Here is a 24560-nt window from a genome sequence, read left to right as displayed (position 1 = left end):
CTACCTCGCAACCGTCGGTGAAGTCGGCCTGCCAAGTAAGTGGTTTTAAAGCTACAGGAATAATCATACTAAAAATATGCTGAATTTGCAAATGGTAGAGCAGTTTTTCTATGATTTTTTTGTTTGCTTGAGCTGATCTTGAAAAAACTGAATCGCTTCTTCTTTATCTTGACTGATTTGAGCCGTCAGCTCCTGGATTCCGTTAAATTTTCGTTCACTGCGAATGCGCTTGAACCATTGTAATTTAATCGGCTGGCCATATATTTCTTCGTTAAAATCAAAAAGGTTTACTTCAATGGCCGGCTGATCAGGACGTTTTTCATAAAATGTTGGTTTATAGCCGACATTACAAACGCCGTCATATACTTTACCTTTTACTTCTGCTCTTACTGCATATACCCCTGTTGGCGGAATAATGTATTCAGCAGATAAGCCGACATTAGCTGTCGGAAATCCGATCGTCCGTCCGCGTTTGTCTCCATGGATGACAATGCCGCGAAGCTGATAAGGTTTTCCTAAAAGCTCGCTCACATATTCAACATCCCCATTTTTTAATGCGGAACGGATGAGAGTGGAACTGACTTTTCGGTCTTGATTGGACAGCTTAGGTACGATGGTTGCATTGATACGGCCTTTTCCGTATTCATCGAACGTTTCCATTGTGCCTGCACCAAAACGGCCAAACGTAAAATCAAACCCCGCTACTGCGTGCTTCACATTCAATTCATCCAAATATTGATCCACAAACTCTTGAGGAGATAGAGCTGCAAAGCTCTCGCTGAATTGTACGATGTATAAATAGTCAGCGCCCAGCTGTTCGATAAAATCAATTTTATCCTCAAGCGGTGTAATTAAGTCTTTTGGTTCCCGTGCCTTTTGCAAAACATGTGATGGATGCGGATGAAAGGTCATGACTGCTAAGGCCAATCCTTCTTTTTTCGCAATGCTTTTCGCTTCGTCAATGACTTTTTGATGCCCGAGGTGAACACCGTCAAAGTACCCTAAAGCCATGACAGACGGGACTTGATCCTTTTGATTCAATGTATGTGGGTGTGAAATATGTATAGTCTTCACGAGATGTCACCTTTTCTTTAAGATTGCTTGTCCTGAGATAAGATTTTCGCCGGCTTCATCAGGTTCTGTTTGGTCGGGTGCTTCATATATATTGCCAGACAACGACCTGAAGGAGCAAATACAGCGACACGATCCTCCTCTGCGAAATGAGCAAATTCATCAGGCATTGGCAGGACTGCACCGTTTTCCACTTTACTTGCTAATGTATCATTTATCTCCCATTTCGGCAAATGATTGAGCGCACGCTCGATCGGGACAAGGTGCTCATCTACAGTTCCTTCCTCGCTTATATCTCGCAGCTCATCCAGCGTAATACATTCATCAAGTGTAAAATCACCAGACCCCGTACGAATAAGATGTGACATGTGGGCTGGAAACCCTAGTTTCTTCCCGATATCAACCGCTAAAGTCCTCACATACGTTCCCTTTGAGCATAGAACAGTAAACCTAAATGACACGCTGCCATCCTCATATGTGACAGGTGTAGTCCGCTCAATACGGTGAATAGTAATTTCTCGGCTTGGCCGCTCAATTTCGATGCCCTCTCTTGCATACTCATAGAGCTTTTTCCCGCCAATTTTCACAGCAGAAAACATGGGAGGAATTTGTTCAATGGTTCCTTCAAACTGCTTCAGCGCCGCATCAATTTCTTTTTCTGAGATCGGTTTTTCCACCTTTTTTTCTTCTACGATCTCACCTGTTTGGTCTTCTGTTGTTGTAGAAAAACCAATCGTGATTTCTGCATCGTATGTTTTCGATTTATCTGTTAAGTATTCTACAATCTTCGTTGCTCTTCCGATACAAATAGGCAGAACACCTGAAACCTCTGGGTCGAGGGTGCCTGTATGGCCGACTTTTTTTGTGTGTAAAATTTTTCTTACTTTAAACACGCAGTCGTGTGAGGTCATGCCTCTTTCTTTATGTAATAAAAGAACACCATTTATCATCTGCGTTCTCTCCTTTCATAAACGATGAAAAAGGACAGACGATCTTCGCCTATCCTTATTTCAACGTCTTATTCGTGATCTTTTGTGTTTAATTCAGCAATCAGGCTTTCAATTCGGTTTCCGTAGTCTACGGATTCGTCGAATTCAAAATGCAGTTCTGGTGTTTTGCGAAGTCTGATTCGATTGCCAATTTCAGAGCGGATATACCCTTTAGCCTTTGCAAGGCCTTTTAAGGTTTCCTCTCTTTTCTTCTCGTCGCCAAGAACAGAAATGTAGACTTTGGCAATTTGCAAATCACCGGATACTTCGACATCGGTTACAGTCAAAAAGCCGATTCTTGGATCTTTTAGCTTTCTGCCTAAGATGTCACCCAATTCTTTTTTCATTTGCTCACCCACACGGGTTGCTCTCATACTCATGATCTTATCACCTCTAATTAAAACCACTCAGTTTTCGTGATCGTTCGTTCAATTTCAGGAAAAGAATCGATAAAGCTTAATACACGCTGAAGCTCCTTTTCCACTTGAACCCGAGATGAGGAAATCACGGCGATTCCAATTGATGTACGCTGCCATGTATCCTGGTAATCCATTTCAGCAATGGTTACATTGAATTTATGACGCGTTCTTGTCAATATACGCTGAAGAACCGCACGTTTTTCCTTCAGTGAGGATGCATCATAGATCATGCACTCACATTCGGTATAACCGATCATTTTCTTTCGATTTCTTGCATAACGAATGATTCCATGACATCACCTTCACGGATATCATTGTATTTCTTAATGGTAATACCACATTCATAGCCTTGTGAAACTTCTTTCACATCATCTTTAAATCGTTTTAACACGTCAACTTCGCCTTCAAAAATAACGACGCCGTCACGGATTAAGCGGATTCCGCTATCTCTTGTAATCGTTCCTTCAGTTACATAGCCGCCAGCAATTGTACCGATTTTAGATACTTTGAACGTTTGACGAACTTCAACTTGACCGATGACTTTTTCTTCATATTCAGGGTCAAGCATTCCTTTCATCGCAGCTTCAATTTCATCGATGACTTTATAAATAATGCGGTGCAAGCGGATATCAACGTTCTCAGTCTCAGCTGTGCTCTTCGCATTTCCATCAGGACGTACGTTAAAGCCAATCACGATGGCATTAGAAGCACTTGCTAAAATGATGTCTGATTCTGTAATCGCTCCAACACCCGTATGGATGATTTTCACTTTTACGCCTTCGACTTCTATTTTTTGAAGAGCTGCTGTTAATGCTTCAGCAGAGCCTTGTACGTCTGCTTTCACGATCAAGTTGATATCTTTTACGTCACCTTGTTTGATTTGCTCAAATAGGTCGTCTAGAGATAATTTTGCTTTATCTGAACGCTGTTCGTCCAGCTGTTTAGAAGCACGCGCCTCACCGACTTGACGAGCTGTTTTTTCATCTTTGAATACGAGGAACTGATCCCCTGCATTCGGTACATCGTTTAAACCAGTGATTTCAACAGGTGTAGATGGTCCTGCTGTTTTCACGCGGCGGCCGATGTCATTGACCATTGCACGTACACGGCCAAATGTATTTCCGACAACGATTGGGTCACCTACTTGAAGTGTACCTGTTTGAACAAGAAGGGTTGCAACAGAACCTCTTCCTTTATCAAGCTCAGCCTCGATGACAGTCCCTTTTGCCGCACGATTTGGGTTGGCTTTCAGTTCTGCAACTTCACTGACAAGAAGGATCATTTCGATCAATTCATCAATACCTTCACCTGTTTTCGCAGATAGTGGAACGAAAATCGTTTCGCCGCCCCAAGCTTCTGGTACAAGACCATGCTCAGTTAATTCCTGCATCACACGGTCAGGGTTCGCTGTTGGTTTGTCAATTTTGTTCACAGCGACAATGATTGGCACTTCTGCCGCTTTCGCATGGTTAATCGCTTCAATTGTTTGCGGCATGACACCATCATCTGCTGCAACGACTAGAATTGTCGTATCCGTTACTTCGGCACCACGTGCACGCATCGTTGTAAATGCTGCGTGTCCAGGTGTATCAAGGAACGTAATTTTTTTGCCATTTTCTTCAATTTGGTATGCACCGATATGCTGCGTGATTCCACCTGCTTCGCCTTCGACGACTTTTGTCTTACGAATGCTGTCAAGAAGAGTTGTTTTCCCGTGGTCAACGTGTCCCATGATCGTTACAACTGGAGGGCGTACTTGCATATCTTCTTCTTTATCTTCAACTTCATACTTTTCAAGTTCAGTTTCTTCTAAAATGATGACTTCCTCAACTGGAACACCATATTCAGAAGCGATTAATTCAACTGTATCTTTATCAAGTTCTTGGTTGATTGTTGCCATGACACCAAGCATCATCAGCTTTTTAATGATTTCAGCTGATTCTTTTCCAAGCTCATCAGCCAGCTGGCCGACAGTCATTGAATTTGTAAATTCAATTTTTTCAGGAAGCTCTTTTTTAGGCTTCACAGGTCTAGCTTGCTGATGCTGCGGTTTGTTATTTCCACCGCGTTTGTTTTTGTTTTTATTTTGGTTGTTGTTTTTTTTGTTTTTATTAAATTGATTATTCTGCACGTCATTCTTCTTTCTATCATTGTTTTTGTTAGATGATTGTTTTTTTTGTTCTGCGGGTTTCTCGTTAGCTGTCTCTTTTGCTTTGGCTTTTTTATAGATAGCGTCTAGCTTTTTCACAGTGTCGTCTTCAAGCGTCGCCATGTGGTTGTTCACTTCCACGTTCATATCCTTAAGCGCTGCTATAATATCTTTACTTGAAACATCTATGGCTTTTGCGTATTCATATACTCTCACTTTAGCCATTCGTTCACCCCCAAATAAATTAATCGAGCAAGCTTATGAGCTTCTTAGCGAAGCCTTGGTCAGTGACAGCGACAACTACGCGAGCTTCTTTCCCAATAGAACGTCCGAGAACGGAACGGTCTTCAACTTTTCTAACCGGAACATTATAAAATTTGCATTTGTCAGATACCTTTTTCTCTGTGTTAGATGAGGCATCTGCTGCAAGAAGAACCAGCTTAGCACGCGCATGTCTAATTTCTTTGATCACCAGATCTTCTCCTGACACGACTTTACGAGCTCGATTTGCTAGACCAAGCAAAGGATACCATTCAGATTCATTCATTAGGTTTTTTCACCTTTTCAGCTAGTTCTAGTAATTCTTCAAATATGTGTTCGTCAATCTGTGTCTGAAATTGCTGCTGTAAACTGCGTTTGTTCTTTGCCGCAAGAATAGTTTCTTTATCGAGAGAAAGGTAAGCTCCGCGTCCGTTCATTTTTCCGGTAGCGTCAACAGACACTTCTCCTTCTTTAGAACGAACAACACGGATCAGTTCTTTCTTTGGTTTCATTTCTCCCGTCACGACGCATTTTCTAAGCGGGATTTTTTTTCGGCTTTTCACCTTTAATATCACCTCTTATTCGTCAGATTCCTCAGCTACTGGTTCAGCCTCTAAGAAAAGAGATTCAGAGTCTTCAGTTCTTGGGAAAATACCGAGTTCCCTTGCATCTGTTTCGCTTTTAATGTCGATTTTCCAGCTGGTCAGCTTCGCTGCAAGGCGGGCATTTTGACCTCTTTTACCAATCGCTAATGACAGCTGATAATCAGGGACAATAACTGTTGTCGCCTTGTCTTCTTCATTCACAATGACATCAAGTACTTTTGATGGACTCAGCGCATTGGCAACAAATTCAACCGGGTCATTAGACCAATGAACAATGTCAATCTTTTCGCCTTTTAGCTCGTTGACAATTGCTTGTACACGCTGGCCCTTTGGACCAACACAGGAGCCAACTGGATCAACATCAGGATCATCTGTACGAACAGATATTTTAGAACGGTCCCCAGCTTCTCTAGCAACCGATTTAAGCTCTACAGTACCATCATAAATTTCTGGCACTTCAATTTCAAATAAACGCTTTAAAAGACCTGGATGTGTTCTAGACACATAAATTTGTGGTCCTTTTGTTGTTTTTTCTACTTTTGTAATGAACACTTTAATGCGGTCATGCGGTTTGTATTCTTCATTTGGCATTTGTTCATTGACAGGAAGAAGGGCTTCAATTTTGCCAAGTGACACGTAAATAAATTTACTGTCAATCCGCTGAACGATTCCCGTCATAATGTCTTCCTCGCGGTCGATGAACTCAGTGTAGATCACACCACGCTCTGCTTCTCTCACACGCTGCGTCACAACTTGTTTCGCTGTCTGAGCTGCAATACGTCCAAAGTCTTTTGGTGTGACTTCAATCTCAACGACGTCACCAACCATGTAATTCGGGTTAATATTGGCTGCATCATCTACAGAGATTTCAAGGCGAGAATCATACACTTCATCTACAACATCTTTTCTTGCGAACACACGAATCGTTCCCGTTTCGCGGTTTAAATCAACACGAACATTTTGTGCTTGATTAAAATTACGCTTATATGCAGAAATGAGTGCAGCTTCTATCGCTTCAATTATAATTTCTTTACTAATACCCTTCTCTTTCTCAAGAACAGTCAGGGCATCTAACAACTCACTACTCATTTTTATGGTTCCCCCTTATATCAATGAAAAGGTTAATTGAACGAAACTGCTAATCTTGCGTTAGCTATTTTCTCGTATGGAATATTGATCTCTTTCTTTCTTGTCTTGATCTTCACTGTCACTGTTGCAATCTCACCATCAAAGCTTGTAAGCTCACCTTCAAATGCTTTTTCACCATCAATTGGTTCATATGTTTTCATGAAAACATTTTTTCCAAGTGCTTTTTCAAAATCAGCTTTTTTCTTTAATGGGCGCTCCGCTCCAGGAGAGGACACTTCAAGAAAGTAGTTTTGGCTAATCGGATCTGCCTCATCAAGCTTTTCGCTCAAGGCTTCGCTCACTTTGGCACACTCTTCGATATCGACACCTTTATCAGAGTCAATAAACACGCGAAGGAACCAGTTTTGACCCTCTTTGACAAATTCAACATCAACGAGTTCAAGCTGTAAGCCATCTAAAATTGGCTGCACCATTTCGCTTACGACATCCACTACTTTTTTGCTCATTCTCTTCCTCCTTGTGCTTTCGATAAACGCTCTTATCAATCATTCTGCATAAAAACCCTGCTTTATGTGAGCAGGGGGAGCAGAAAACGGATGAATAATGTCGAGACAAAAATTGCCTGTTCAATACAAAAGAGCGGGTTTCCCCACTCTTGTCTCGGTAATCGTTAGCATTTCCATAAAAACTATACCATATCCAATTTTTTTATGCAAATGAAGTTCCTCCTTATAATAGGTACTCGCTCATCGATTAATGCAGCATGTTCAGTACCATTAATACCTCTCTCTTCCTTTATATATAAACGGAAAGCCACTATGAACAGAGCGGACTGATAATAATGCACCTGAATACAATGAGCGAACAACAGAGCTCCCTATGAAAGAAAGTAACATCTACACTAAGTCATCTCTAATTCCAAAAAACTTTGTATGACACAGTATGGTTATTCATATAGAAGCAAAGAGTGTATCAGTAAACAGCCTTCACTTTCCACTTTCTCAAAACCCCCTAATGGATAAGTACTTCAACGTTAAAGAAATAAGCAGTTCAATTTTAATCACACTGCCTTTCTCCTTCACTTCAGAGAAACGCGTTCTCATTTTTAGGGAATCGCAATTTAAAAATCATTCATATTGAACTCCCCGAAAAGCAGGCAGAAACTAAACGGATAACCTTCATATTATACATAGAGAAAGAATCATGTTTATATGGAATGAATGTATCCAGACTGTTTAATCAGCCATGCATGTAAAAGTAAAGGTGTCTTCTGTGCTGAACTGCTATATTCATCTGGAACCTGCCTTAAGGTGTGCTGTAAATTTTCATTTCCTATTAACGATAAAAATTCCATACTAAATGGGCTGAATCCTCCAATTATAGAAGTACCAATCTTATACTTTACATCTTTTCTAGGTTGGGTAATATAGGTGAGTAACTGCTCGAACTCAGATAATGTCAATGAGGCGTGATATTGATCATATAAATACAGTTCTTCTTCTTTGTTCTGAACTGAATTCATTCCACTTTCTATACTATCTCGATTTAAATCAACTATATAAATAATAGATTCATTTGATAAATAAGGAAGGAACTGTTCTAATAATGCTACAGGATCTTCAAATAGCCCAAAACACAGATGTATTAAAATCGCATCATAACTTTTCGCATGTGATGAAAAATTTTCGATATCTGTACAAATAAAATTAGCTTTTATATTCAATTGATTTGCACAATGTATGGCTTCCTCTGATGAATCAATTCCTGTCAAATCAGCTAGAGGTAATTGCTTAGATAAATACTCAAGCATCTGCCCTTGTCCACATCCTATATCTAAAATGGAGGCAGGCTTTTTTTTGAATGTTAGTTGATAATAAGAAATGAAAGTTTCAGCTGATAGACATCGAGTAAATGGCGTTTCTCGATTATCATAATTTGAACTTATTTTTCTTTTTTCTGGATCCAAAAACCATGACTGAGCCAGCGCTCTTTTTCCTTTAAGCTCTTTCATCTTTTCTAGTATTATCACAGGGTTTACCACCTTTATAAAAGCCTCACCAATCAGTTTCAGATAATACGGGAGGTTTCGTTTTGAAGTTGTTTATTTTGAGAGGTTGAAAAAAATGAATGAACAGATTATGTGAAATATGAAATGCTATCGCTGCTAGAATACCAAATGTTAAGTATGAAATAACTGTGATGAATGTAAAAAGCGACATATAAGCAATAGACTTAACACCGCCTATTGGTATATGCAGCAAGATAAATCCTATTGAACTGATACAAATCGATACCGCCACAGATTCCACAGAATTTGTTAGTAATAATAACGGAAGAAAGAACCGCCAAATCAATTCTTCTGATAGAGCAGTTAATGGAAGAAAAAAGATTGAATCAACATTGACAGCATATCTGCCTCTAAATGCAACAACTTTGTTTTTTAATTTCCATAGAACTGACGGTAATAGGACACCTAATAAAAAGAAGAATAAAATACCATACACATTTTTATTATTAGAAATTTCAACTAAGAGCTCTTGAGAAAATGCTCCACAGCATATAGAAGCTCCGATTATCGTGAATCCATCATAGCTCCTCTGAGGAGTGATATATGTTATTAACTTTCGATCGGATATTGGTTTATCTCTCTTGATTTTGATAACCATTTTAGAGCTTAAGGGACCCAAAAAGTGAATGAGGATCCCTAAAGCTGCTACCATTGAAATCATCTATTTAAGTACCCGCAATCAATGTATAAATTGGAGCGTCATCTACTCCATTAAATCCACCGATCAGTTCCATTAACTCATCATCGATAAACCCTCCGAATGGTCGGCTATTAATCTTCTGTGCAGTAGATAGCAAAATCATATTTTGCATGACATGTCCTGCCTCCATAAAAACGAAGCGATAAGAACGATGTCCATACTTAAATCGAGAACGCCAAAAATTCGCTGAAATGACTACAGCAAATGCAAAATCTTGAACGGATTCTTCTTGTAACATTATTTTCTCAAATTCTTTTTCAGAGTAATCACCCATTTTAGTCAATCCTTTTCTATACGGATCGAAATGATAAATACCTTTGTCTAAAGAATCCACTTTGTTGGCTACAATAAATAGATCTAGAGGATAAAGTGCCCCGCCAGATGGTATAGGGCGTCTAGGTCCTTCTTTACGCTCTACCAATCCATAACTCTTCTGTAAAACTGTTGAGAGTTGTTCTAATGAAACACTCCCCCCGCTAAAATAATCTGCACTTCTTCGTTCCTGAATGACATCGTCTAAAGATATATTTGTATTTAATGGTTTAGGTAGTAAAATTAAAGGCAGGTCATCAAATCTTTTACTTGCATGTGTAGCAATCTTTTGCAAAGTTTGAGATCGCAGCAGCCCTGCAACACCAGGTGCGTCCCATGCCATTGAACCCCTATAGATTTTTGTTGCCTCAAACCAATTTTCAGAAGGATCATCAAACCGTAATGCTTCGTTTCCATACACAACATCAGCCAAATTAGTAGCATGTCTTTCAATACTATTCATATATTTAATCACCTTTCTACGATATTAAGGAAATGGATGCGGAATTGGATTCAGTTCTTCTAACTTAAAAGGTTTATCTACTAAACCTAAATGATAAGAATGTTTTAAAATTCGTTCTCCGCCCAACATTCTACCTCTATAAAGAACGTCAATCGGTTTATATCCAGGAATAATTGATTTTACGACATAGGCACCAGCATCTTTTATATCAGGGCTGGTTAAATCAAAAGTTGCCACATGATATCCTTGTTTTGATAAATGACTGACAAGGTTAGTCCATAGAATGTCTGGAGAACGATCATCAAACTGTGCATAGTCTTTAACGTCCACTAATTTCTCACTCGCTGTTAAAAAATCAGCTTCTTTCACGATAGCTGTTCCCGCATAGAGTTTAATATGATCTTCAAAACTGTTAATATCTCGATGATAATCTACATCCACTAAGGCGTTCCCTAATCGTTGTTCTGTTTTTACCCAAGTTCTTGTATACATTCCCTCTATCGCAGCTTTCTCACATGCTCTTTCAATTGAATGAGCAGAGGCCGCGCCAATAGCAAATGGAGCTAAATCTGTATGAGGATTTCTTATCACTGCCAAAATAGTAGGAACACCAGAAAAAATGCTCATGTCTACTAAATGCAAATCAAGAGAAGTAGGTTTAATATATCTTTCATAGAAGTGTTTTAATCTAGGTGAGGTATTAATATCGATCTGCGGTAAACTTAACTTATTGTACCAAGTAAGCATAAATGCATCTCTTTCAATTGTTTCAAATAAACCTGAGATTGCCGCTTCTTGATATGTAATACCACAAGCTAGTCCATTACTAGTTGCATGACCAATATTGGGGTCTCCTGGCCACTCAGTATAGTTTGCAATATGAATTAATTGAGCAGGCGTCCAAACTTCTTCATTATTTTCAGCAATATGACCTTTTCTCCACCATAATTTTGTATCTTCATTCCATCTATCATGAGGAAAATTCGGGTCTTCATATTGAGTGACAGCATACATCTCCCACTTATCAAAGCCAATTACTGATTTGCCTTCATTGATTAAGTCCTTTTGAGTACCAAAACATACAACATCAGAGTTTAAAGGTAAATAAGCGGCACTATATCTTTCCACCGTTTCACCTATAGCTGCTAATCTGGCTGCAGCTGGATTAGCAGATCCTCCCCCATTATATGAATTAGACGGTACCCCAAATAAAATATTGCTGTCTGTACCATGCGCTCCATATGAATGACCCCATATATCATCAACGTCTCTGAGTTTTCTATACTCTCTACGGACTATCCCAACATAAGGATCTGCCAATTGGTCGAGTATTTCCCATGACTCTTCTAACGTTGTCCATTTATTAGCCATAATTAATTATTCACCTCACCATGAAACCAAACTTGAGGAAAACCTGTATCTGCAGCTGGGGAACACTTCGGGCATCTAGGTACTCTATAGACACGATGATGATTAAATGAGACACCTTTATCATCTAAATTAATTGTTGTAAATCCACCTGGTATTGCACTTGGTGCGTAATCTTTTAGTGTGAGCCATTCTAAAATTAAATTACTTGCAATTCCGATTTGAACTAAATGAATCGGCATATGATAAACCGGTTTCTTTTCAGGATTTATAGGCTTTATTTTCATTAAGTCTGAACGCAATACTTCGTCAGAAAAGTTTGCTGACTTTCGAAGGTTATAGCAATGTAAACAAGCTGATTGATGTGGTATGAAAAATGGACCTACCCAAGATGTCTGTCCATCATATGGCACAATGCTCAACCAAGGTATGTGGTCTTCTAATGCTAGATCATTTATTTCTTCAAAAATCGGGTCTAAATGAGAGTTGCCAATAGCAACCCTGATATCCGGCTGCTTATTTAATTCTCCTTTAAGCACTACATGTAGCCCTGCCTCTTGCAAATGACGAATAAATTCAGCAGCAACTGGATTATGATCTCGCGTAATAACTTCAACAATTCCTGTTTTTAAACGATCTAGTATATCTTCAACCAATACTTGTCCACCGGCTCTTTCATAAGACAAAAGCGCCGTCAAATCAAAGTTCATATCCGTCTTAACACACATTCCGTTTGTAACTAAAAATTCGAGGACATGTTTTAATTGATCACTCTCTACTTCGAAATTCTCCTCTAGTTCTTTAATCGAAACCCCATTATCTTCCGTGAGATAATTAGAAATTTCTTGAATAAATTCAATAATTCCGTCACCTTCAATTTTGGTGACAGTTTGCGCTTTTAAACCAATCAAACTGTCTTCTAGTTTACCTAGCGTAATGTGTGGTGCTAATTTATACCTCGTCATTTCTTGGTCTTTGACAAACATATATTATTCCTCCTTTAAGAATAATTAATTTGTATTTTAGATAATTGGGCCCGAGTTGGGGGGTGACCAATTATTTGTTCAAGCGTGTTCGTAAATGGCTGTAAATGTTTTGAAGAAGAAGCTTCTTGAAAACCGACTAACCATTCTAATACGTCTAAAGGCATATTGTTCTGGGACAATATTGATATGACCTCTTCTTTACTTTTACAATATAATTCAATTTTCATATTTAAATCCTCTTCAAAAATATCCTTCAGCCTACTCATACTTACTAACTCTGGTCCTGTTAAATCATATGCCTTTCCAGCACGATTCCTAACATCTTTTTTAGGGATTAAACATGCCTTTACAACATCTTTTGTATTGATCCAATTAACTCCCTCGGGAGAAAATGCAGTTATTAATTTACCAGTAGCACCTGCCCATCCTCTATAAAGTTCTATATTGATATCAAGCGGTGAAGTCCTATAAAGTATGCTATTCTGATAGATTTTCAATAATTCACTTTCAAGAGAACCTAGTTCATCCTCAACAGTATGCCTTCTATTAGATAAAATAATCGTTTCCGTTTGAAAATCAGTATTATTTATAAAGTATTCTTTGTCATAACTAACAGCCCCGCCCAAATCGATTATTTGAGCAGGATAGTATTCATACTCAACTTTCATCTTCTCTAAATAGGCTTTGATTGGTTCTCTAATACCGACATAATGAATACTCATAAAGAGCCCCCTCTTCCCCGATCACATTGGGATAAAATGGTTAAAATCTAAGTGAATCAACTTATAATAGAAAAAGTAATCTTCTATTCGAGTTCTTCATAACATAGTAACCTCAACTTTTTTCATACATTTAATTAACTTAATATCTAAATACCCAAAATATTTGATCCAAAATAACGCCGCCCTTCAATCAAAAAAACAACATTAAGACCATATAAACCCTTTAAATACATAAAATTTTAAATATAGTATTATTTTCCATAGTCATATTAAACCACACTTTTTCAGGGTTATCAACGAACTTTTCAGAAAATATAAAACTTTCACACTTAATCATTGACAAATAAAGACTTATGAACCATCATATGTAATATATCAACTACATATCTATGTTGATAAATTTTAAATAAGGAGGTCTAAAGATGACTAAAATTACAATCCCAACTGCTTTGGCCGCTAAGGTACATGGGGAAGGTCAACATCTATTCGAACCAATGGCTGCGCGCTGCACTTGCACAACAATCATCTCAAGTTCTTCAACTTTCTAATCAACTTTAGTTTTTCGACATATCATTGAAAAGATCGCTCGCCCACCTAGCAAAGAAGACTTAGCTGGGTGGGTGGGCATCTTTTATTTGAAAATAGAAGTTCTCCACATTTATTTTGCTTAACGAAAACCTTGCATTAAACTTTCATATCATGTTAATGGGGCAGCAAGAGATAGTGAATAAAACAAAAATAAAAGGCTATTGAGATTTTTCTCAATAGCCCCTGCTGTATTAAATATCGATTACTTCCACACCGCTTAAATCTGCCCCTTCTCCTTCTAAAATATGATAAGTCATTTTATCCATTGTCACTCCAATAAAGTTTAATTTTTTAATCGTACATGATTTAAAATTAACATTGATTAATTTAGAATTCTCAAAAGAAATGTTTTTAAAATAACAATTTTCAAATAAAACATTGATTAAAGATGATTCATCCATACTAATGTTGGGTATATGACAGCCATATAAGGATGAATTCGTTATCTCACAATGTTCAAAATGAGATTGAGTCAAATCACTCTTTTCAAAGGTAGTTGAGGAAATTTTAGAATGGCTAATATTAACTTTTCTCAGATAACACCCATTAAAATATGAATGACTCATTACTTTTTGTACAATCGATAGTCCCTTAAAATCGCACAACTTATATTTAACATTTATAAATGTTAACCATTCTAAATCAGCATTAACAAATATTTTTTTCACGTGCTCTACGCGGTTATGATCATCAATTACTAATGTATGATTATCAATGCTTATTTCGCCTGATTTCAGCTTTTCAATAAGCATATCCTGAACCTCTGCATCTTTTAATCCATCATTTTCGAGTTTTAATTTAACATTTCCAAGCAGCTCTAATAATTCTTTTTTCTTTTCTTCATATGTTTTGTCTTTTTTATATGGGCGAAAACAACTTTCAACATACAGTTCTAACTCTTCACTTAACATTGCCTCACTCCTTTTTCTACAGACAGCATACATGCATTGATTTGGCGGTGCATAACATTTAGCTGAAATTTTTAGTGACTAGCCTCTGGCTCTCTTTATATATTTTTTATAGCCAACCAACGAAAGAATAAACCCTAACAGTGTATAGCCTATAAGGACTGCTGTTACTAAGATCAAATTCTCTCCTCCTGGTAGTGTTGATACTGATTGCACTAAGCCTTGATGTGCCCAATACTGCGGGAAGAGCATACCAATTATTTTGAGATAACTAGGTAATTGATCAAATGGAGTCCATAAACCACAAGCAACTGCTGTCCCTAAAGCAATCATGTTTGTCATCACTAAGCCTGTATTCTCAGTTTTAGCAAATGCAGCGATGGCAACTCCCCATGAAGTCACTTGCATTGATAATAGGACAACTACTAAGAAATACGAGCTGTATTGTGTTATTTCAATACCATATAAATAAACCCCTAAAATGGTTAACAGCAAAACTTGAAATAAGATAATAATAAAAAACGGAACGCACTTTCCAAGAAAAAAATGATGCGGCTGTAAAGGAGTACTTGCTAGCCTTGCCACAATTCCTTTCTCACGATCTTTTACAAAACTAATGACAATTGAAATAATGACAAATGTGGAGAAAAACACGCTCATCCCTGTCACTGATTGAGAAGCAACCAATGTTTTTTGTGCTTGAGAACTACCTGATGTAAATAATTCTATTAAAAGAATAATTGAAGCAACTGGTAATAAAATGGTCCAGAACAACAATGATCGATCTTTCACCTGTTTTATAGATTCGATGCGGACTAGTGGCCACATAAAAATCACTCCCGTTATATTCATTTGATTCCCTTCTATACAACTCTTAAATAATTACATTTTTTATTTATTTTACCATTTGCAGATGTGGCGAATTAGAATTAGTCAAATAATGTTGACTAATTACTTATGATTTTAAATCTACGGTACACACAAATTAATTCTGTTCGTTAGATTTATGCTCTTTCTACATCAGTCACTCTTTTAAGTTATTTTCATTGAAATACGAGAGTGGTTTTCATTCATAAAGGGCATTTTTATTGTAATTGATCACGTAAATCTGTTCCTGTTAATTGAAAAAAGACATCTTCAAGTCTCGGTCTGTACAAAGATAATTGTTGGGGAACCAATGATTCCTTCTTACTCAGTTTAGCCAAATCTTCTAAAGTATCTAATGGTTTTGTAGTTTTAACTAACACTCCACCTTGATAAGTTACAAAATCATACCCGAGATTAGTTAATGTTTTATTAGGAATCTTAGATTCAAAAAAGACTGATGTTTCTGCGTAACGATTCAAAAGCTCATCTATTTTGCCTTCTTCAACAATGTTCCCTTTATCAATGAAAGCCACATAATCACATAAACTCTCTATTTCCTCCATATAATGACTAACATAGATAATAGTTCTTCCCTCTTCCTTCAATTTGTTAATGATGTCGAAAATATAACGTCTTGATTGAGGATCTACCCCCACTGTCGGTTCATCTAAAAGAATTAACTTAGGAGCATGCATTAAAGCGCAGCCAATATTCAAACGGCGTTTCATTCCTCCTGAAAAGCTTTCAACGATATCGTTTGCTCTTTCCCACAATCCTACATCTTTTAGTGTTTTTTCTACTCTTTCATCTAATGTTTTCCCTTTTAAACCATAAATTTGTCCAAAAAACTCCATATTTACTTTAGCTGTTAATTTTTCCTCTAAGCTGATGTCTTGCGGTATGTAGCCGAGCGCACTTTTAGATTCACCAACATGCTCAACTTTGCCTTCATATGATTTAATGATGTGAGATATAATTTTCATCAAGGTTGATTTACCAGACCCATTTGGACCTATTAATCCATAACAAACTCCTTCTGGAATCGTTAATGTAACACTTCTTAACGCTTGGGAAGTTCCATATTTTTTACTGACGTTTTCTATTTGCAACATTCGGCACCCTTTCCTTTCATCTCATTTATTTTTTAAAATGGCTTCAATAACACTCAAATATTCTTTGTAGGCGTGCTCTCCCAAATCTGTTATACTCACGATTGTTTTTGGTTTTTTATCCACAAAGGTCTTTGTAATTAGCACATAGCCTGCTTCCTCTAATTTTTTTAAATGCGAGCCCAAATTACCATCTGTTACAGATAAAGAACCTTTTAAGAAGCTAAAATCACATTTTTCATAAATCATTAATAAACTCATAATCCCTAACCGAACTTTTGGATGGATTAAATCATTTAAACTATTGACATTACTCATTTCCTTGTCCTTTTCTTTTTAAAATCACACCAGTTAATAACAAACTTCCTCCACCTATAAAAGCGAAGATAATGTTCATTAAACTAGGAAATAATAAAAATGTAGTTACACCTAAAACACTTAGCCAGAACCCCATAATAAAGATCTCTTTAGCCAGAACAATACCTAAGAGTAAATACATGATGGAAACCAATAAAACAACATAGAAGGGTAAATTATTTAATGTATATGGTAATAAACCAACACATATTAAAAAAATAAAGATACCTAAAATGATTCCAATACCAAGCCATGTGTATTGCAATTGAGTTCTTAAAAACAAGGGCATCGGTATCATTTTCTTTTGTTTAAAATAAGTAGTTAAAGTGATAACCCAGCCAGCAATGCCTAAAATAAGCCAAAAGACAGCTGCAGTTATAGAATGAGCAAAAAGTAAAGGTATTGAATATCCCATTATCCAAATAAGGCCCCAAATGATAAAATAAATACTGGTTTGTTTACAATACTCTGTTTTATAGTTTGTAATCGTCTTGATATGAGATAAATTCTCTAATATTTCTGAATTATTAAATTTTTCATTAGACATAAATAAACTCCTCTTCCACAAAGAACTCTGTACTACAGAGTATAGAATTAAATTTCCATTTAGTCAAGTTATTGGAAATACCTTTTTTATGAATTAAAATAAATATAACCACCCCCTTCCTTTCAACGAAATCTCATAAATACCTTCTGCTTCTTGATCGTTTCTGGAACTTGGTCTCATAACCGCTTCATATTTCAAGAAATTTAAATATAGAAAAAGTGATAAATATTCTGTCTGAAAAGTAAGAATTACTAATTGGAGTGAGCGGTATAAACAGTTCCTTATTCAGCAGGCATTCGTCATCGGTTCTTTTCATTCATTCTTTTCGCATGTTCACTGATAAGTGCTGCCTCCCTGCTCCCTTTTATGATGCGGAAACCGTCATAATCCGGATAGAGCGAATCATCGTCCTGAATGCTTGTTAAAATCCAAAATTGACTGCCAGCCCCTCCGAGCCGCTCAACTGCTGACAGCCAGCTTTGGTATACGTCAGGACGAGCTGATTGATTTTGATAGCCAAACTCTTCTAGCACAACTGGCTTTCCGATTGAATTCCCGCGGGTGATATGGTCTTCGATCCATTTCACTCCCCAGGCAGCAGACTTATTCCAGTGATCTGGGTACAGATGATAGGTTCCATAATCGATATTAGGAAGAGATGTTAAACGGTCCCAATCGACGCCTTCTCCTCCACCGTAAAACCAATCTTCATGTCCTGGTATGCGAAAGAATCCTTCATCTCCTACTGCAACAAGATGGTGACGATCCAGCGATTTGATCCATGTACTCATTTCATCTGCCCATTTGACTAGTACATTTCCCGTGGGATCTGACTGCATCCGCGGCTCGTTGGCTAATTCCCAAGTCATAATAGCTGGATCGTCTTTATATTGAACACCTGTATACGTATTGGTTCTTTCTAATACATAACGCACATAATTTTTGTATGCTTTTTGAATACGAGGATCTGTATAAAAAGCATCATGCGATTCTGCCCCGAACCACTTCACATATTGATTCATCCCGCCAAAGTCATCCCAATTGTTCACTAGTGGGATCACAAGCTTTATTCCTTCCTGTCCTGCTTTATAAATCGCATAATCTAGTTTTTGAAAACCAGATTCTTCATAGACGCCTGGACTAGATTGTAAGACTGAGTTCTCTTGAGGGGCCCCGTCGTGAAAGCCCCAAATTCGTATGACCTTTAAATTCATTGCTTTCATATCATCGAACACAGCATCTACCATTTTTTTAGATTTATAATGGAAATAGTAATTATTTGTGCCGGCGAAGTAAAATGGTTGATTGTTCAGCGTAAATTGTGTACCAGACGTTTGCACATAAGCGGCGGCCTTCATCGTAAGCGAAAACCAGCCAGACCATATAGCGGCTACAAGTATGAAGCAAGACACTCTTTGAGCCAACTTTTTCATTTACATTCTCCTCACAATCTATCTCTATCCTTCTTGAGGCAGGATCACATCTAGTTGATACGGTGTTTGTTCATTTGAATCAAGTGCAATCGTCTGCTGTTTCAACATTTTACTTTCTTTACCGATTCGAATTTCATATGTTCCGTGAAATGCTGGACATTTCACATGGCCATTAGCATCTGTTTTTTCAACTCTTTGGGTCGTCCACTCATTTAGAAGCTTTTCATAACGTCGGCCTGCTTCATTTAAAGACCAATCATAATTCACGATGGCTGCATGTTCACCTCTCCAATGGGCACCTGCCCAAAATCCCCACATCAGCACTCCTTTTACGGCTGGATGACTAAATGCGACACGATATAAAGCCTCCAGGTTATCCGCTCTTCTATTAGGGTCAGGGTGAACAGAATCGTACTCTGTGACCCATATTGGAAGACCAAGCTCAGCCAGCACATCGAGCCTCTCTTTGACAATGACTGGATCGACCCGTTCTTCAAAATGGCCTTGAACCCCAATCGCCTCAATAGGTGCGCCTAACTGACGCAGTTCATTGATATGCGCTTTATAGGCATGGTGTTCACCATAAGAGATCACATTATAATCATTCACAAACAATAGTGCTTGAGGGTCAATTTTTTTCGTTTCTTCATACATCCACTTCCAAATAGTTTTCCCAAAGCGATCTTTAAAAAATGAACCATGCATCATTTCATTGTTTACATCCCAATGACGGAACCTTCCCTTAAAGTGATTGCCCGCATGCTCAAGCCGGTTTTTCATAGCTTCATATACTTCGTGATTCGGCAGTGACCTTAGCCAGCTTGGATTCGCATCCTCTACCTCCCAAAATAAAGCGTGCCCCCTCACTGGAAGCTGATGTCGATCTGCAAAATTCAGCATCGCATCTGCTTTTTCGTAGGTGATTTTCCCTCTTTCTGGCTCATTCGCATACCATTTTGCTTCATTTTCAAAAACTGCCCAATTAAAATGCTTTACGAAAAAATCAGCATATTGTTGATTAAATAACACTTGATCATTCATCGCTGAACCAAAGGCGAATTCATGTCTGATTTGCTTTATTTCAACCTCTATACCTGCTATTGGCTTTTTTTCGCCGTTTGTCACGTTGATCACAAGATCTCTTTGTCTATGCTCTGAGATTCGATCATCCGCCTCTTTTTTCCACATCAGATTTTCCTGCCCATTTTCGCCTCTATTGAATGAATGATGAAGAAAGCTTCTTTCTTTGACCATGTGAAATCACCCTTATCTTCATTGGATTGATATTACTAATCAAACTGCCGGCTAGAAGCCGGCAGCTTGATTTTAACCTCTTAGTTGATCAGACGATGGTATTCAGCATAGGCAGTGGCCATATCCACTTGAGACCAGAAGCGGTGATAAGTGAAAACTGGTGCGCCATTCTCCCATTTGCCTGTAGCTTCATTAAATGAAGACTGATATTTACTTTCGAGTGAAGACCATGCTGGATCTTGTTTAATCTTCGGACGAAGATCAGCAAAACTCGTATAGACCCCATTCCCTCCTCGCTGCGGGTCAGAAGGAATGGTGCTGGCTCCAGGAATCTGATTTCCTTGACCAAATGTCCCATTCCATCCATTTGGGAAATACACTTCTTTTCTAAAGAAACGGTCATAGTCTTCTCTATCTTCCTCTGTCACTATGCCGACGCCATCATTGTAATTCCATGCAACCTCTAGGAGCTGCGCGGCTGCATCTTTCGCTCTTGCACCAAGCGCTGTATAATCACCTGTTTCCTGCTTTGTGGCTGCAGCAAAGAATATCAAAGCTTTGGCTAGACTTCCTAATACGCCCGTATCCTGAGTCGGATCTTTAGTTACAGCTGTTAAATTTGGATTTCCTGTTGCAGACTGGAACCCATTCCAAGTATCAGGCTGTCCGCTCCAAGCAATATTTCCAGGAAGCCAAAACTCTCCAGGCGCACTTGTTGTAGCAACTGAAACATTCGTTCCCCCTAGAATTCTCTGTCCTTGCTCATCTAAGAAATAACCCTCTTCATCCGACACAGGACGACTGCCGATAAAAATGTAATCTAAGGCATAGCTGACCCATTTTGTTATGACAGATTTGGCCATTTGGACATTTTCAGATGTTTTGTCGCCATCTTTTACAAAAATATAATAAAGCTCTGCTACGCGCTCCATTGGCCACGCCTGCATTCCAAACCAGTTATTTGAAGGCGGGTCAAGGTAAACAGGTGCATCTTCATATGCCATATCATAAAAAGTACTTCTTCCTGCTGGATAAGCGCTATAGTCTCCATTCCAGCTATTGGTTGCGCCTCCTGCTATGGCTCCTTCTTTCGATTGAAGCCATACGTAAAATTCAAGCTGTCTCTTTAAGGTTTTTTCCCAATCGCTTGCCCCTGTTGACGAAGATGGCTTTAAGCCTCCTTTATCAGAGGATAAAGCATAAGCGGCGACAGGATTTTGATATCCCTGATGACAATGGCTCGCTCCGATACGCCATGACCAGTTTGCATACTCCCCAAGTCCTCCGCCCCAAGAGGTATACCACGCCATTAAGTAATGACAGGCGCCCTTTCCGTTTCCAGGATACGGATTCCCCTGCTTCCCGCTTCCAATCGTTTGAAAATATTTATCGTACATGCCGTAACGGAGGAAATCCCCCATTTTTTTCGCTTTATCAAGATAAGTTGACTGATTATAGCCGAGCTCCTTTGCCCAATACATCGCTTGTATCGCACGCGCATCAGCATCCGTTGCATTCGTATAGCGCCACTGGGCAGCTGGAGCTTGATTTTCTTTTGTGAACAAGCTCATAAAGCCTTCATTCGGCTTACCAAAAGATTTATCGTCCTGTGATGGATGAGGGATGGACTCCCATACAGATTCCTGCGGACCACGCTGGAATGTGTTCACATAGGCGGCTGTATGTGATGGGTTGAGCAAGTTGCCATAGCCATACCAGTTATCTACGTCAAGGAGCCAGTGCATTAAATACGTTTCATTCGTCCCATAGGTTGATTTCAATTCACTATCAATTGGATCTTGACCAGCAGGACGAGCACCGGTCAGCTGGCTTGGGTATTGATCCGGAAATGGTTTCTCTGCTGCGTATGTGGCTGGGCTGGACGGATTATAAGCGTTCATATGCGGCTGCTCATCATGTCCATCTTCATTGACTGGGATGATGTACTTCTCCATATTGTCCCAAGCTGCCTCTAATTTGCTCCAGTCCCCTGTGTAATGTCCGTACAGCACCTCAAGCCACAGCCAATAGCTATACGCTTCTGAAGTTGTCATATGTCCGTAATCAGGTGCTTCACAAATGAGCGTCTCGATTGAATGATACGGAATTCCTTCTGGTGAAAAATATCCATTCGCATCGCTTTTGATTTGATGATAAAGCGTTAAAAACCGTTCTTTGTTTGACAAGTCCTTCACCCTTTCAATAAAATCATTGTTTTTTTATTTGTCTGGAAGTGTGCCAAATACTAAAACACCATCGTCAAAGACAGGAATCTTCGTTGTTTTTTGCATATTGGATGTTAATCCTTGATAGGAATAATCATTTGAGGCATCCCATATATTCGATCCATTTGGAGCAGATAATCGAAATTGTATTTCCTTCTTATGCTCAGATTCTCCCCTAGGAGAAATAGCTACGCCCGTAAAATCGATTTCTGCAAAATAGACGCGGCTTGATGCGTCATATACCTTTAAAGGTGATAAGGAAGCGCCTTCATTGTAGGCTGCTGTCACTTGAATATCCTTTTCAGTGAACCCCTTTGCAAAGACCTCACTCAGATTGACGTAATATCTAAAGGACAGTGTTTGACTGCTTCTTGCCGGCCAGCCTGACCTGTTGTATAGCACTGCTTTCACTTGAGTAGATGTTGTATCGTTATGCATCACAGCTGCCTCTACAAAAAACTCATCCTCCACCTGTTCTTTAGGCGGGAAATTTGGCAGCTTTGATTGCCCTTGACCAAACAGCTGCACCATTTTGGCGATATTTCCAGTGAAGGCGGCATTATAATCGGTCGCCACCTCGTTTGATACATAATCCGAGATGTCATCGTCATATTGATCCTGTGCATCAGGACCTCCAACAAGTGCTCCATAAAGTGTGTGCCGATGAACTGGAGGATTTGTCAGCTGGTTCGACCATGAGCCATGTGCAGTACGGTGGTGCGGGTGCTTCGGCGGATTCTGGCCAAAACCAACGACATAACTTCTATTCAGCGGATTATCACCTAACATATAGTGAGTTTGCTTAATTGCAAACGATTGGTATCGATTTTTCTTTTCTTGATCAGATACCCAATCAGCATAGACAAAGGCTAAAAATGCTGCATTGGCGGCATAACGAAGTGAACCCCATTGATCAAGCCATGCCAAACCGCCAGGCGTATAGGTGATTCTTTCTACTTTTCCATTTTGAACAAGACCTGTAGTCCAGTAATCAAGATTGCGCTCTGTCGATTCTATAAATCTGTTTTCTTTCGTGATTCTTGCTAGTAAGATTTGTGAGGCAAAAAAAGTATTGTCCCATGACATGGTAAACGTATAATCCCAATCCTTCGGCCATTCCTCTACCGCTTTTAATGCTTTGTTTAAATAGGTTTCTTCATTTGTCGCCAAGTACAGCCAGATCCCGCCCCAAATAAGTTCGTCAACATAGCCGCTCCAGGAGTTGTAAAATGGCTGCGCATTGGTGACACAATCTGTATATTTGCCGCGATACCTGTCAGCAAATGCATATAGCTGTTTGGCGTGTGTTAAAAGCTTTGCTGCATAGGACGCATCTGTTTCTTTAAAAATGATAGAACCTGCTGCTAAAGCCGCCGCAGTTTGTGCAGCTACTTCTGTGCCAGGGCAATGTTCATCAATTTTAAAAGCTGGCCGGTTCATCGGCATCACTTCTGCTGGACCCCACCAAGCATGATCGGCGTTTCCATCACCTACTTGCGCCCAAAATTCATTCGGTCCTGTATGTGCTTTCAAAAAATAATCCGTTGCCCACTTGATTTGATCTAAGATCTCATCAAGCAATTCTGCTTCTTCATAAGCTTCCCGGTATTCATATACTGTCCATGCAAGCACGGCTGCTGAATAAGCCATCGGAAGTCCAAATTTCACATGATCTCCTGCATCATACCAGCCGCCAGTTAAGTCATGCCCAACATCCTTCCCGTCCTCTAGTCCAGAATCTCCCCGCCAGTTAAGACGATTACTTTCCGGAAGCCGGCCTGACCGCTGCGCTTCATAAAACAGCATGGATTTTTGGAGAACCTCTACATAGTTGTAAGATGCCATTTCTCTATTGCTCACCCCTTCTTTTTAGTGAAACATTGATCAATAGATGCGACCGCCTCCTTTCTATCCTTCATTTCGTGATCTGTACAGTTTTGAAAAGAATCAAATATGTTTCAAAAATAAGCATAGTAAACAGCAATCAGCTTTACGCTCATCGAAGGTTTTCTCTTGATTCTCCTTCTGACTGTACCCAGAATGATCATATGTCGCTTGAGAACATTTCAG

25 protein-coding genes are annotated in these 24560 nt (G+C 38.9%); 1 reads left to right on the top strand and 24 read right to left on the bottom strand.

Going from position 1 to position 24560, the window contains the following annotated elements; translation table 11 throughout:
* Positions 1-108 precede the first annotated feature (108 nt).
* The 15 genes from ribF to BA81_RS09870 form a co-directional block, all read right to left on the bottom strand.
* A complete protein-coding gene (gene ribF, locus BA81_RS09940) occupies positions 109-1074 on the bottom strand; it encodes a bifunctional riboflavin kinase/FAD synthetase (protein WP_034281843.1) in 966 nt (321 codons plus the stop codon).
* A gap of 17 nt (positions 1075-1091) precedes the next feature.
* The gene (gene truB / locus BA81_RS09935; protein WP_034281842.1) at positions 1092-2021 is read right to left on the bottom strand and encodes a tRNA pseudouridine(55) synthase TruB; all 930 of its coding nucleotides are present in this window, start codon (positions 2019-2021) and stop codon (positions 1092-1094) included.
* Between the two features lie 68 nt (positions 2022-2089).
* A complete protein-coding gene (rbfA, locus tag BA81_RS09930) occupies positions 2090-2440 on the bottom strand; it encodes a 30S ribosome-binding factor RbfA (RefSeq protein WP_007499525.1) in 351 nt (116 codons plus the stop codon).
* Positions 2441-2457: 17 nt separating this feature from the next.
* Positions 2458-2736: a DUF503 domain-containing protein gene (locus BA81_RS09925; RefSeq protein ID WP_024424137.1), complete on the bottom strand. Its 279-nt coding sequence runs from the start codon at positions 2734-2736 to the stop codon at positions 2458-2460.
* Positions 2733-4853 carry a translation initiation factor IF-2 gene (gene infB, locus BA81_RS09920; protein WP_034281840.1) on the bottom strand — a complete coding sequence of 707 codons (2121 nt, stop codon included), beginning with the start codon at positions 4851-4853 and terminating at the stop codon, positions 2733-2735. The genes BA81_RS09925 and infB overlap by 4 nt, the downstream gene beginning before the upstream one ends.
* Positions 4854-4872: 19 nt before the next feature.
* On the bottom strand, positions 4873-5175 hold the full coding sequence (locus tag BA81_RS09915; protein WP_024424138.1) for a YlxQ family RNA-binding protein: 303 nt from the start codon (positions 5173-5175) through the stop codon (positions 4873-4875).
* Positions 5168-5452 (bottom strand): RNase P modulator RnpM, encoded by a 285-nt coding sequence (gene rnpM, locus BA81_RS09910; RefSeq protein WP_024424139.1) that lies wholly within the window; start codon positions 5450-5452, stop codon positions 5168-5170. Before rnpM ends, BA81_RS09915 begins: the two co-directional genes overlap by 8 nt.
* A gap of 15 nt (positions 5453-5467) precedes the next feature.
* The gene (gene nusA, locus BA81_RS09905; protein ID WP_024424140.1) at positions 5468-6583 is read right to left on the bottom strand and encodes a transcription termination factor NusA; all 1116 of its coding nucleotides are present in this window, start codon (positions 6581-6583) and stop codon (positions 5468-5470) included.
* A gap of 32 nt (positions 6584-6615) precedes the next feature.
* Entirely contained in the window at positions 6616-7089 is a 474-nt protein-coding gene (gene rimP, locus BA81_RS09900) for a ribosome maturation factor RimP (protein ID WP_003211398.1), read from the bottom strand.
* Between the two features lie 701 nt (positions 7090-7790).
* Positions 7791-8612, bottom strand: coding sequence for a class I SAM-dependent methyltransferase (locus BA81_RS09895; protein WP_152031911.1), 822 nt, complete (start codon positions 8610-8612; stop codon positions 7791-7793).
* 25 nt (positions 8613-8637) lie between these two features.
* On the bottom strand, positions 8638-9303 hold the full coding sequence (locus tag BA81_RS09890) for a CPBP family intramembrane glutamic endopeptidase (RefSeq protein WP_051627338.1): 666 nt from the start codon (positions 9301-9303) through the stop codon (positions 8638-8640).
* 13 nt (positions 9304-9316) lie between these two features.
* Positions 9317-10126, bottom strand: a complete 810-nt coding sequence (locus tag BA81_RS09885) for a SagB/ThcOx family dehydrogenase (protein ID WP_034281835.1) — start codon at positions 10124-10126, stop codon at positions 9317-9319.
* A 24-nt stretch (positions 10127-10150) separates the two neighbouring features.
* A complete protein-coding gene (locus tag BA81_RS09880) occupies positions 10151-11497 on the bottom strand; it encodes a YcaO-like family protein (RefSeq protein WP_034281833.1) in 1347 nt (448 codons plus the stop codon).
* Between the two features lie 2 nt (positions 11498-11499).
* Complete coding sequence (locus tag BA81_RS09875) at positions 11500-12480, bottom strand: TOMM precursor leader peptide-binding protein (protein WP_034281831.1); 981 nt, start codon at positions 12478-12480, stop codon at positions 11500-11502.
* A 14-nt stretch (positions 12481-12494) separates the two neighbouring features.
* The gene (locus BA81_RS09870) at positions 12495-13202 is read right to left on the bottom strand and encodes a Rossmann-fold NAD(P)-binding domain-containing protein (protein ID WP_034281830.1); all 708 of its coding nucleotides are present in this window, start codon (positions 13200-13202) and stop codon (positions 12495-12497) included.
* Between the two features lie 422 nt (positions 13203-13624).
* Here BA81_RS09870 and BA81_RS20155 point away from each other — a divergent pair, with 422 nt between their 5' ends.
* Positions 13625-13750 (top strand): plantazolicin family TOMM peptide, encoded by a 126-nt coding sequence (locus tag BA81_RS20155; protein ID WP_080701195.1) that lies wholly within the window; start codon positions 13625-13627, stop codon positions 13748-13750.
* A 231-nt stretch (positions 13751-13981) separates the two neighbouring features.
* Here BA81_RS20155 and BA81_RS09865 read toward each other — a convergent pair whose 3' ends face one another.
* The 9 genes from BA81_RS09865 to BA81_RS09825 form a co-directional block, all read right to left on the bottom strand.
* Positions 13982-14701, bottom strand: a complete 720-nt coding sequence (locus BA81_RS09865; RefSeq protein ID WP_034281829.1) for a pentapeptide repeat-containing protein — start codon at positions 14699-14701, stop codon at positions 13982-13984.
* A 78-nt stretch (positions 14702-14779) separates the two neighbouring features.
* Complete coding sequence (locus BA81_RS09860) at positions 14780-15550, bottom strand: ABC transporter permease (protein WP_227001718.1); 771 nt, start codon at positions 15548-15550, stop codon at positions 14780-14782.
* A gap of 233 nt (positions 15551-15783) precedes the next feature.
* Positions 15784-16677 carry an ABC transporter ATP-binding protein gene (locus BA81_RS09855; protein ID WP_034281828.1) on the bottom strand — a complete coding sequence of 298 codons (894 nt, stop codon included), beginning with the start codon at positions 16675-16677 and terminating at the stop codon, positions 15784-15786.
* A 21-nt stretch (positions 16678-16698) separates the two neighbouring features.
* Positions 16699-16992, bottom strand: coding sequence for a winged helix-turn-helix domain-containing protein (locus BA81_RS09850; RefSeq protein ID WP_034281826.1), 294 nt, complete (start codon positions 16990-16992; stop codon positions 16699-16701).
* Entirely contained in the window at positions 16985-17578 is a 594-nt protein-coding gene (locus BA81_RS09845) for a hypothetical protein (protein WP_034281824.1), read from the bottom strand. The genes BA81_RS09850 and BA81_RS09845 overlap by 8 nt, the downstream gene beginning before the upstream one ends.
* Before the next feature lie 299 nt (positions 17579-17877).
* A complete protein-coding gene (locus tag BA81_RS09840) occupies positions 17878-19011 on the bottom strand; it encodes a glycoside hydrolase 5 family protein (RefSeq protein ID WP_034281821.1) in 1134 nt (377 codons plus the stop codon).
* A gap of 24 nt (positions 19012-19035) precedes the next feature.
* Entirely contained in the window at positions 19036-20265 is a 1230-nt protein-coding gene (locus BA81_RS09835) for an endo-1,4-beta-xylanase (RefSeq protein ID WP_034281819.1), read from the bottom strand.
* An 80-nt stretch (positions 20266-20345) separates the two neighbouring features.
* The gene (locus tag BA81_RS09830; RefSeq protein WP_034281817.1) at positions 20346-22451 is read right to left on the bottom strand and encodes a glycoside hydrolase family 48 protein; all 2106 of its coding nucleotides are present in this window, start codon (positions 22449-22451) and stop codon (positions 20346-20348) included.
* 33 nt (positions 22452-22484) lie between these two features.
* Positions 22485-24335, bottom strand: a complete 1851-nt coding sequence (locus BA81_RS09825; RefSeq protein ID WP_034281815.1) for a glycoside hydrolase family 9 protein — start codon at positions 24333-24335, stop codon at positions 22485-22487.
* Positions 24336-24560 lie beyond the last annotated feature (225 nt).

The organism is Bacillus safensis FO-36b (genome assembly GCF_000691165.1).
In the GTDB taxonomy this organism is placed as follows: domain Bacteria; phylum Bacillota; class Bacilli; order Bacillales; family Bacillaceae; genus Bacillus; species Bacillus safensis.
The sequence above is the reverse complement of the archived record's forward strand: the minus strand, read 5'-3'. Positions and strand labels throughout refer to the sequence as shown.

Coding starts and splice junctions, on each gene's coding strand:
- truB (WP_034281842.1), bottom strand. CDS start 2,021: ATGATAAATGGTGTTCTTTTATTACATAAAGAAAGAGGCATGACCTCA.
- rbfA (WP_007499525.1), bottom strand. CDS start 2,440: ATGAGTATGAGAGCAACCCGTGTGGGTGAGCAAATGAAAAAAGAATTG.
- BA81_RS09925 (WP_024424137.1), bottom strand. CDS start 2,736: ATGATCGGTTATACCGAATGTGAGTGCATGATCTATGATGCATCCTCA.
- infB (WP_034281840.1), bottom strand. CDS start 4,853: ATGGCTAAAGTGAGAGTATATGAATACGCAAAAGCCATAGATGTTTCA.
- BA81_RS09915 (WP_024424138.1), bottom strand. CDS start 5,175: ATGAATGAATCTGAATGGTATCCTTTGCTTGGTCTAGCAAATCGAGCT.
- nusA (WP_024424140.1), bottom strand. CDS start 6,583: ATGAGTAGTGAGTTGTTAGATGCCCTGACTGTTCTTGAGAAAGAGAAG.
- rimP (WP_003211398.1), bottom strand. CDS start 7,089: ATGAGCAAAAAAGTAGTGGATGTCGTAAGCGAAATGGTGCAGCCAATT.
- BA81_RS09890 (WP_051627338.1), bottom strand. CDS start 9,303: ATGGTAGCAGCTTTAGGGATCCTCATTCACTTTTTGGGTCCCTTAAGC.
- BA81_RS09885 (WP_034281835.1), bottom strand. CDS start 10,126: ATGAATAGTATTGAAAGACATGCTACTAATTTGGCTGATGTTGTGTAT.
- BA81_RS09880 (WP_034281833.1), bottom strand. CDS start 11,497: ATGGCTAATAAATGGACAACGTTAGAAGAGTCATGGGAAATACTCGAC.
- BA81_RS09875 (WP_034281831.1), bottom strand. CDS start 12,480: ATGTTTGTCAAAGACCAAGAAATGACGAGGTATAAATTAGCACCACAC.
- BA81_RS09870 (WP_034281830.1), bottom strand. CDS start 13,202: ATGAGTATTCATTATGTCGGTATTAGAGAACCAATCAAAGCCTATTTA.
- BA81_RS20155 (WP_080701195.1), top strand. CDS start 13,625: ATGACTAAAATTACAATCCCAACTGCTTTGGCCGCTAAGGTACATGGG.
- BA81_RS09865 (WP_034281829.1), bottom strand. CDS start 14,701: ATGTTAAGTGAAGAGTTAGAACTGTATGTTGAAAGTTGTTTTCGCCCA.
- BA81_RS09860 (WP_227001718.1), bottom strand. CDS start 15,550: ATGAATATAACGGGAGTGATTTTTATGTGGCCACTAGTCCGCATCGAA.
- BA81_RS09855 (WP_034281828.1), bottom strand. CDS start 16,677: ATGTTGCAAATAGAAAACGTCAGTAAAAAATATGGAACTTCCCAAGCG.
- BA81_RS09850 (WP_034281826.1), bottom strand. CDS start 16,992: ATGAGTAATGTCAATAGTTTAAATGATTTAATCCATCCAAAAGTTCGG.
- BA81_RS09845 (WP_034281824.1), bottom strand. CDS start 17,578: ATGTCTAATGAAAAATTTAATAATTCAGAAATATTAGAGAATTTATCT.
- BA81_RS09840 (WP_034281821.1), bottom strand. CDS start 19,011: ATGAAAAAGTTGGCTCAAAGAGTGTCTTGCTTCATACTTGTAGCCGCT.
- BA81_RS09835 (WP_034281819.1), bottom strand. CDS start 20,265: ATGGTCAAAGAAAGAAGCTTTCTTCATCATTCATTCAATAGAGGCGAA.
- BA81_RS09825 (WP_034281815.1), bottom strand. CDS start 24,335: ATGGCATCTTACAACTATGTAGAGGTTCTCCAAAAATCCATGCTGTTT.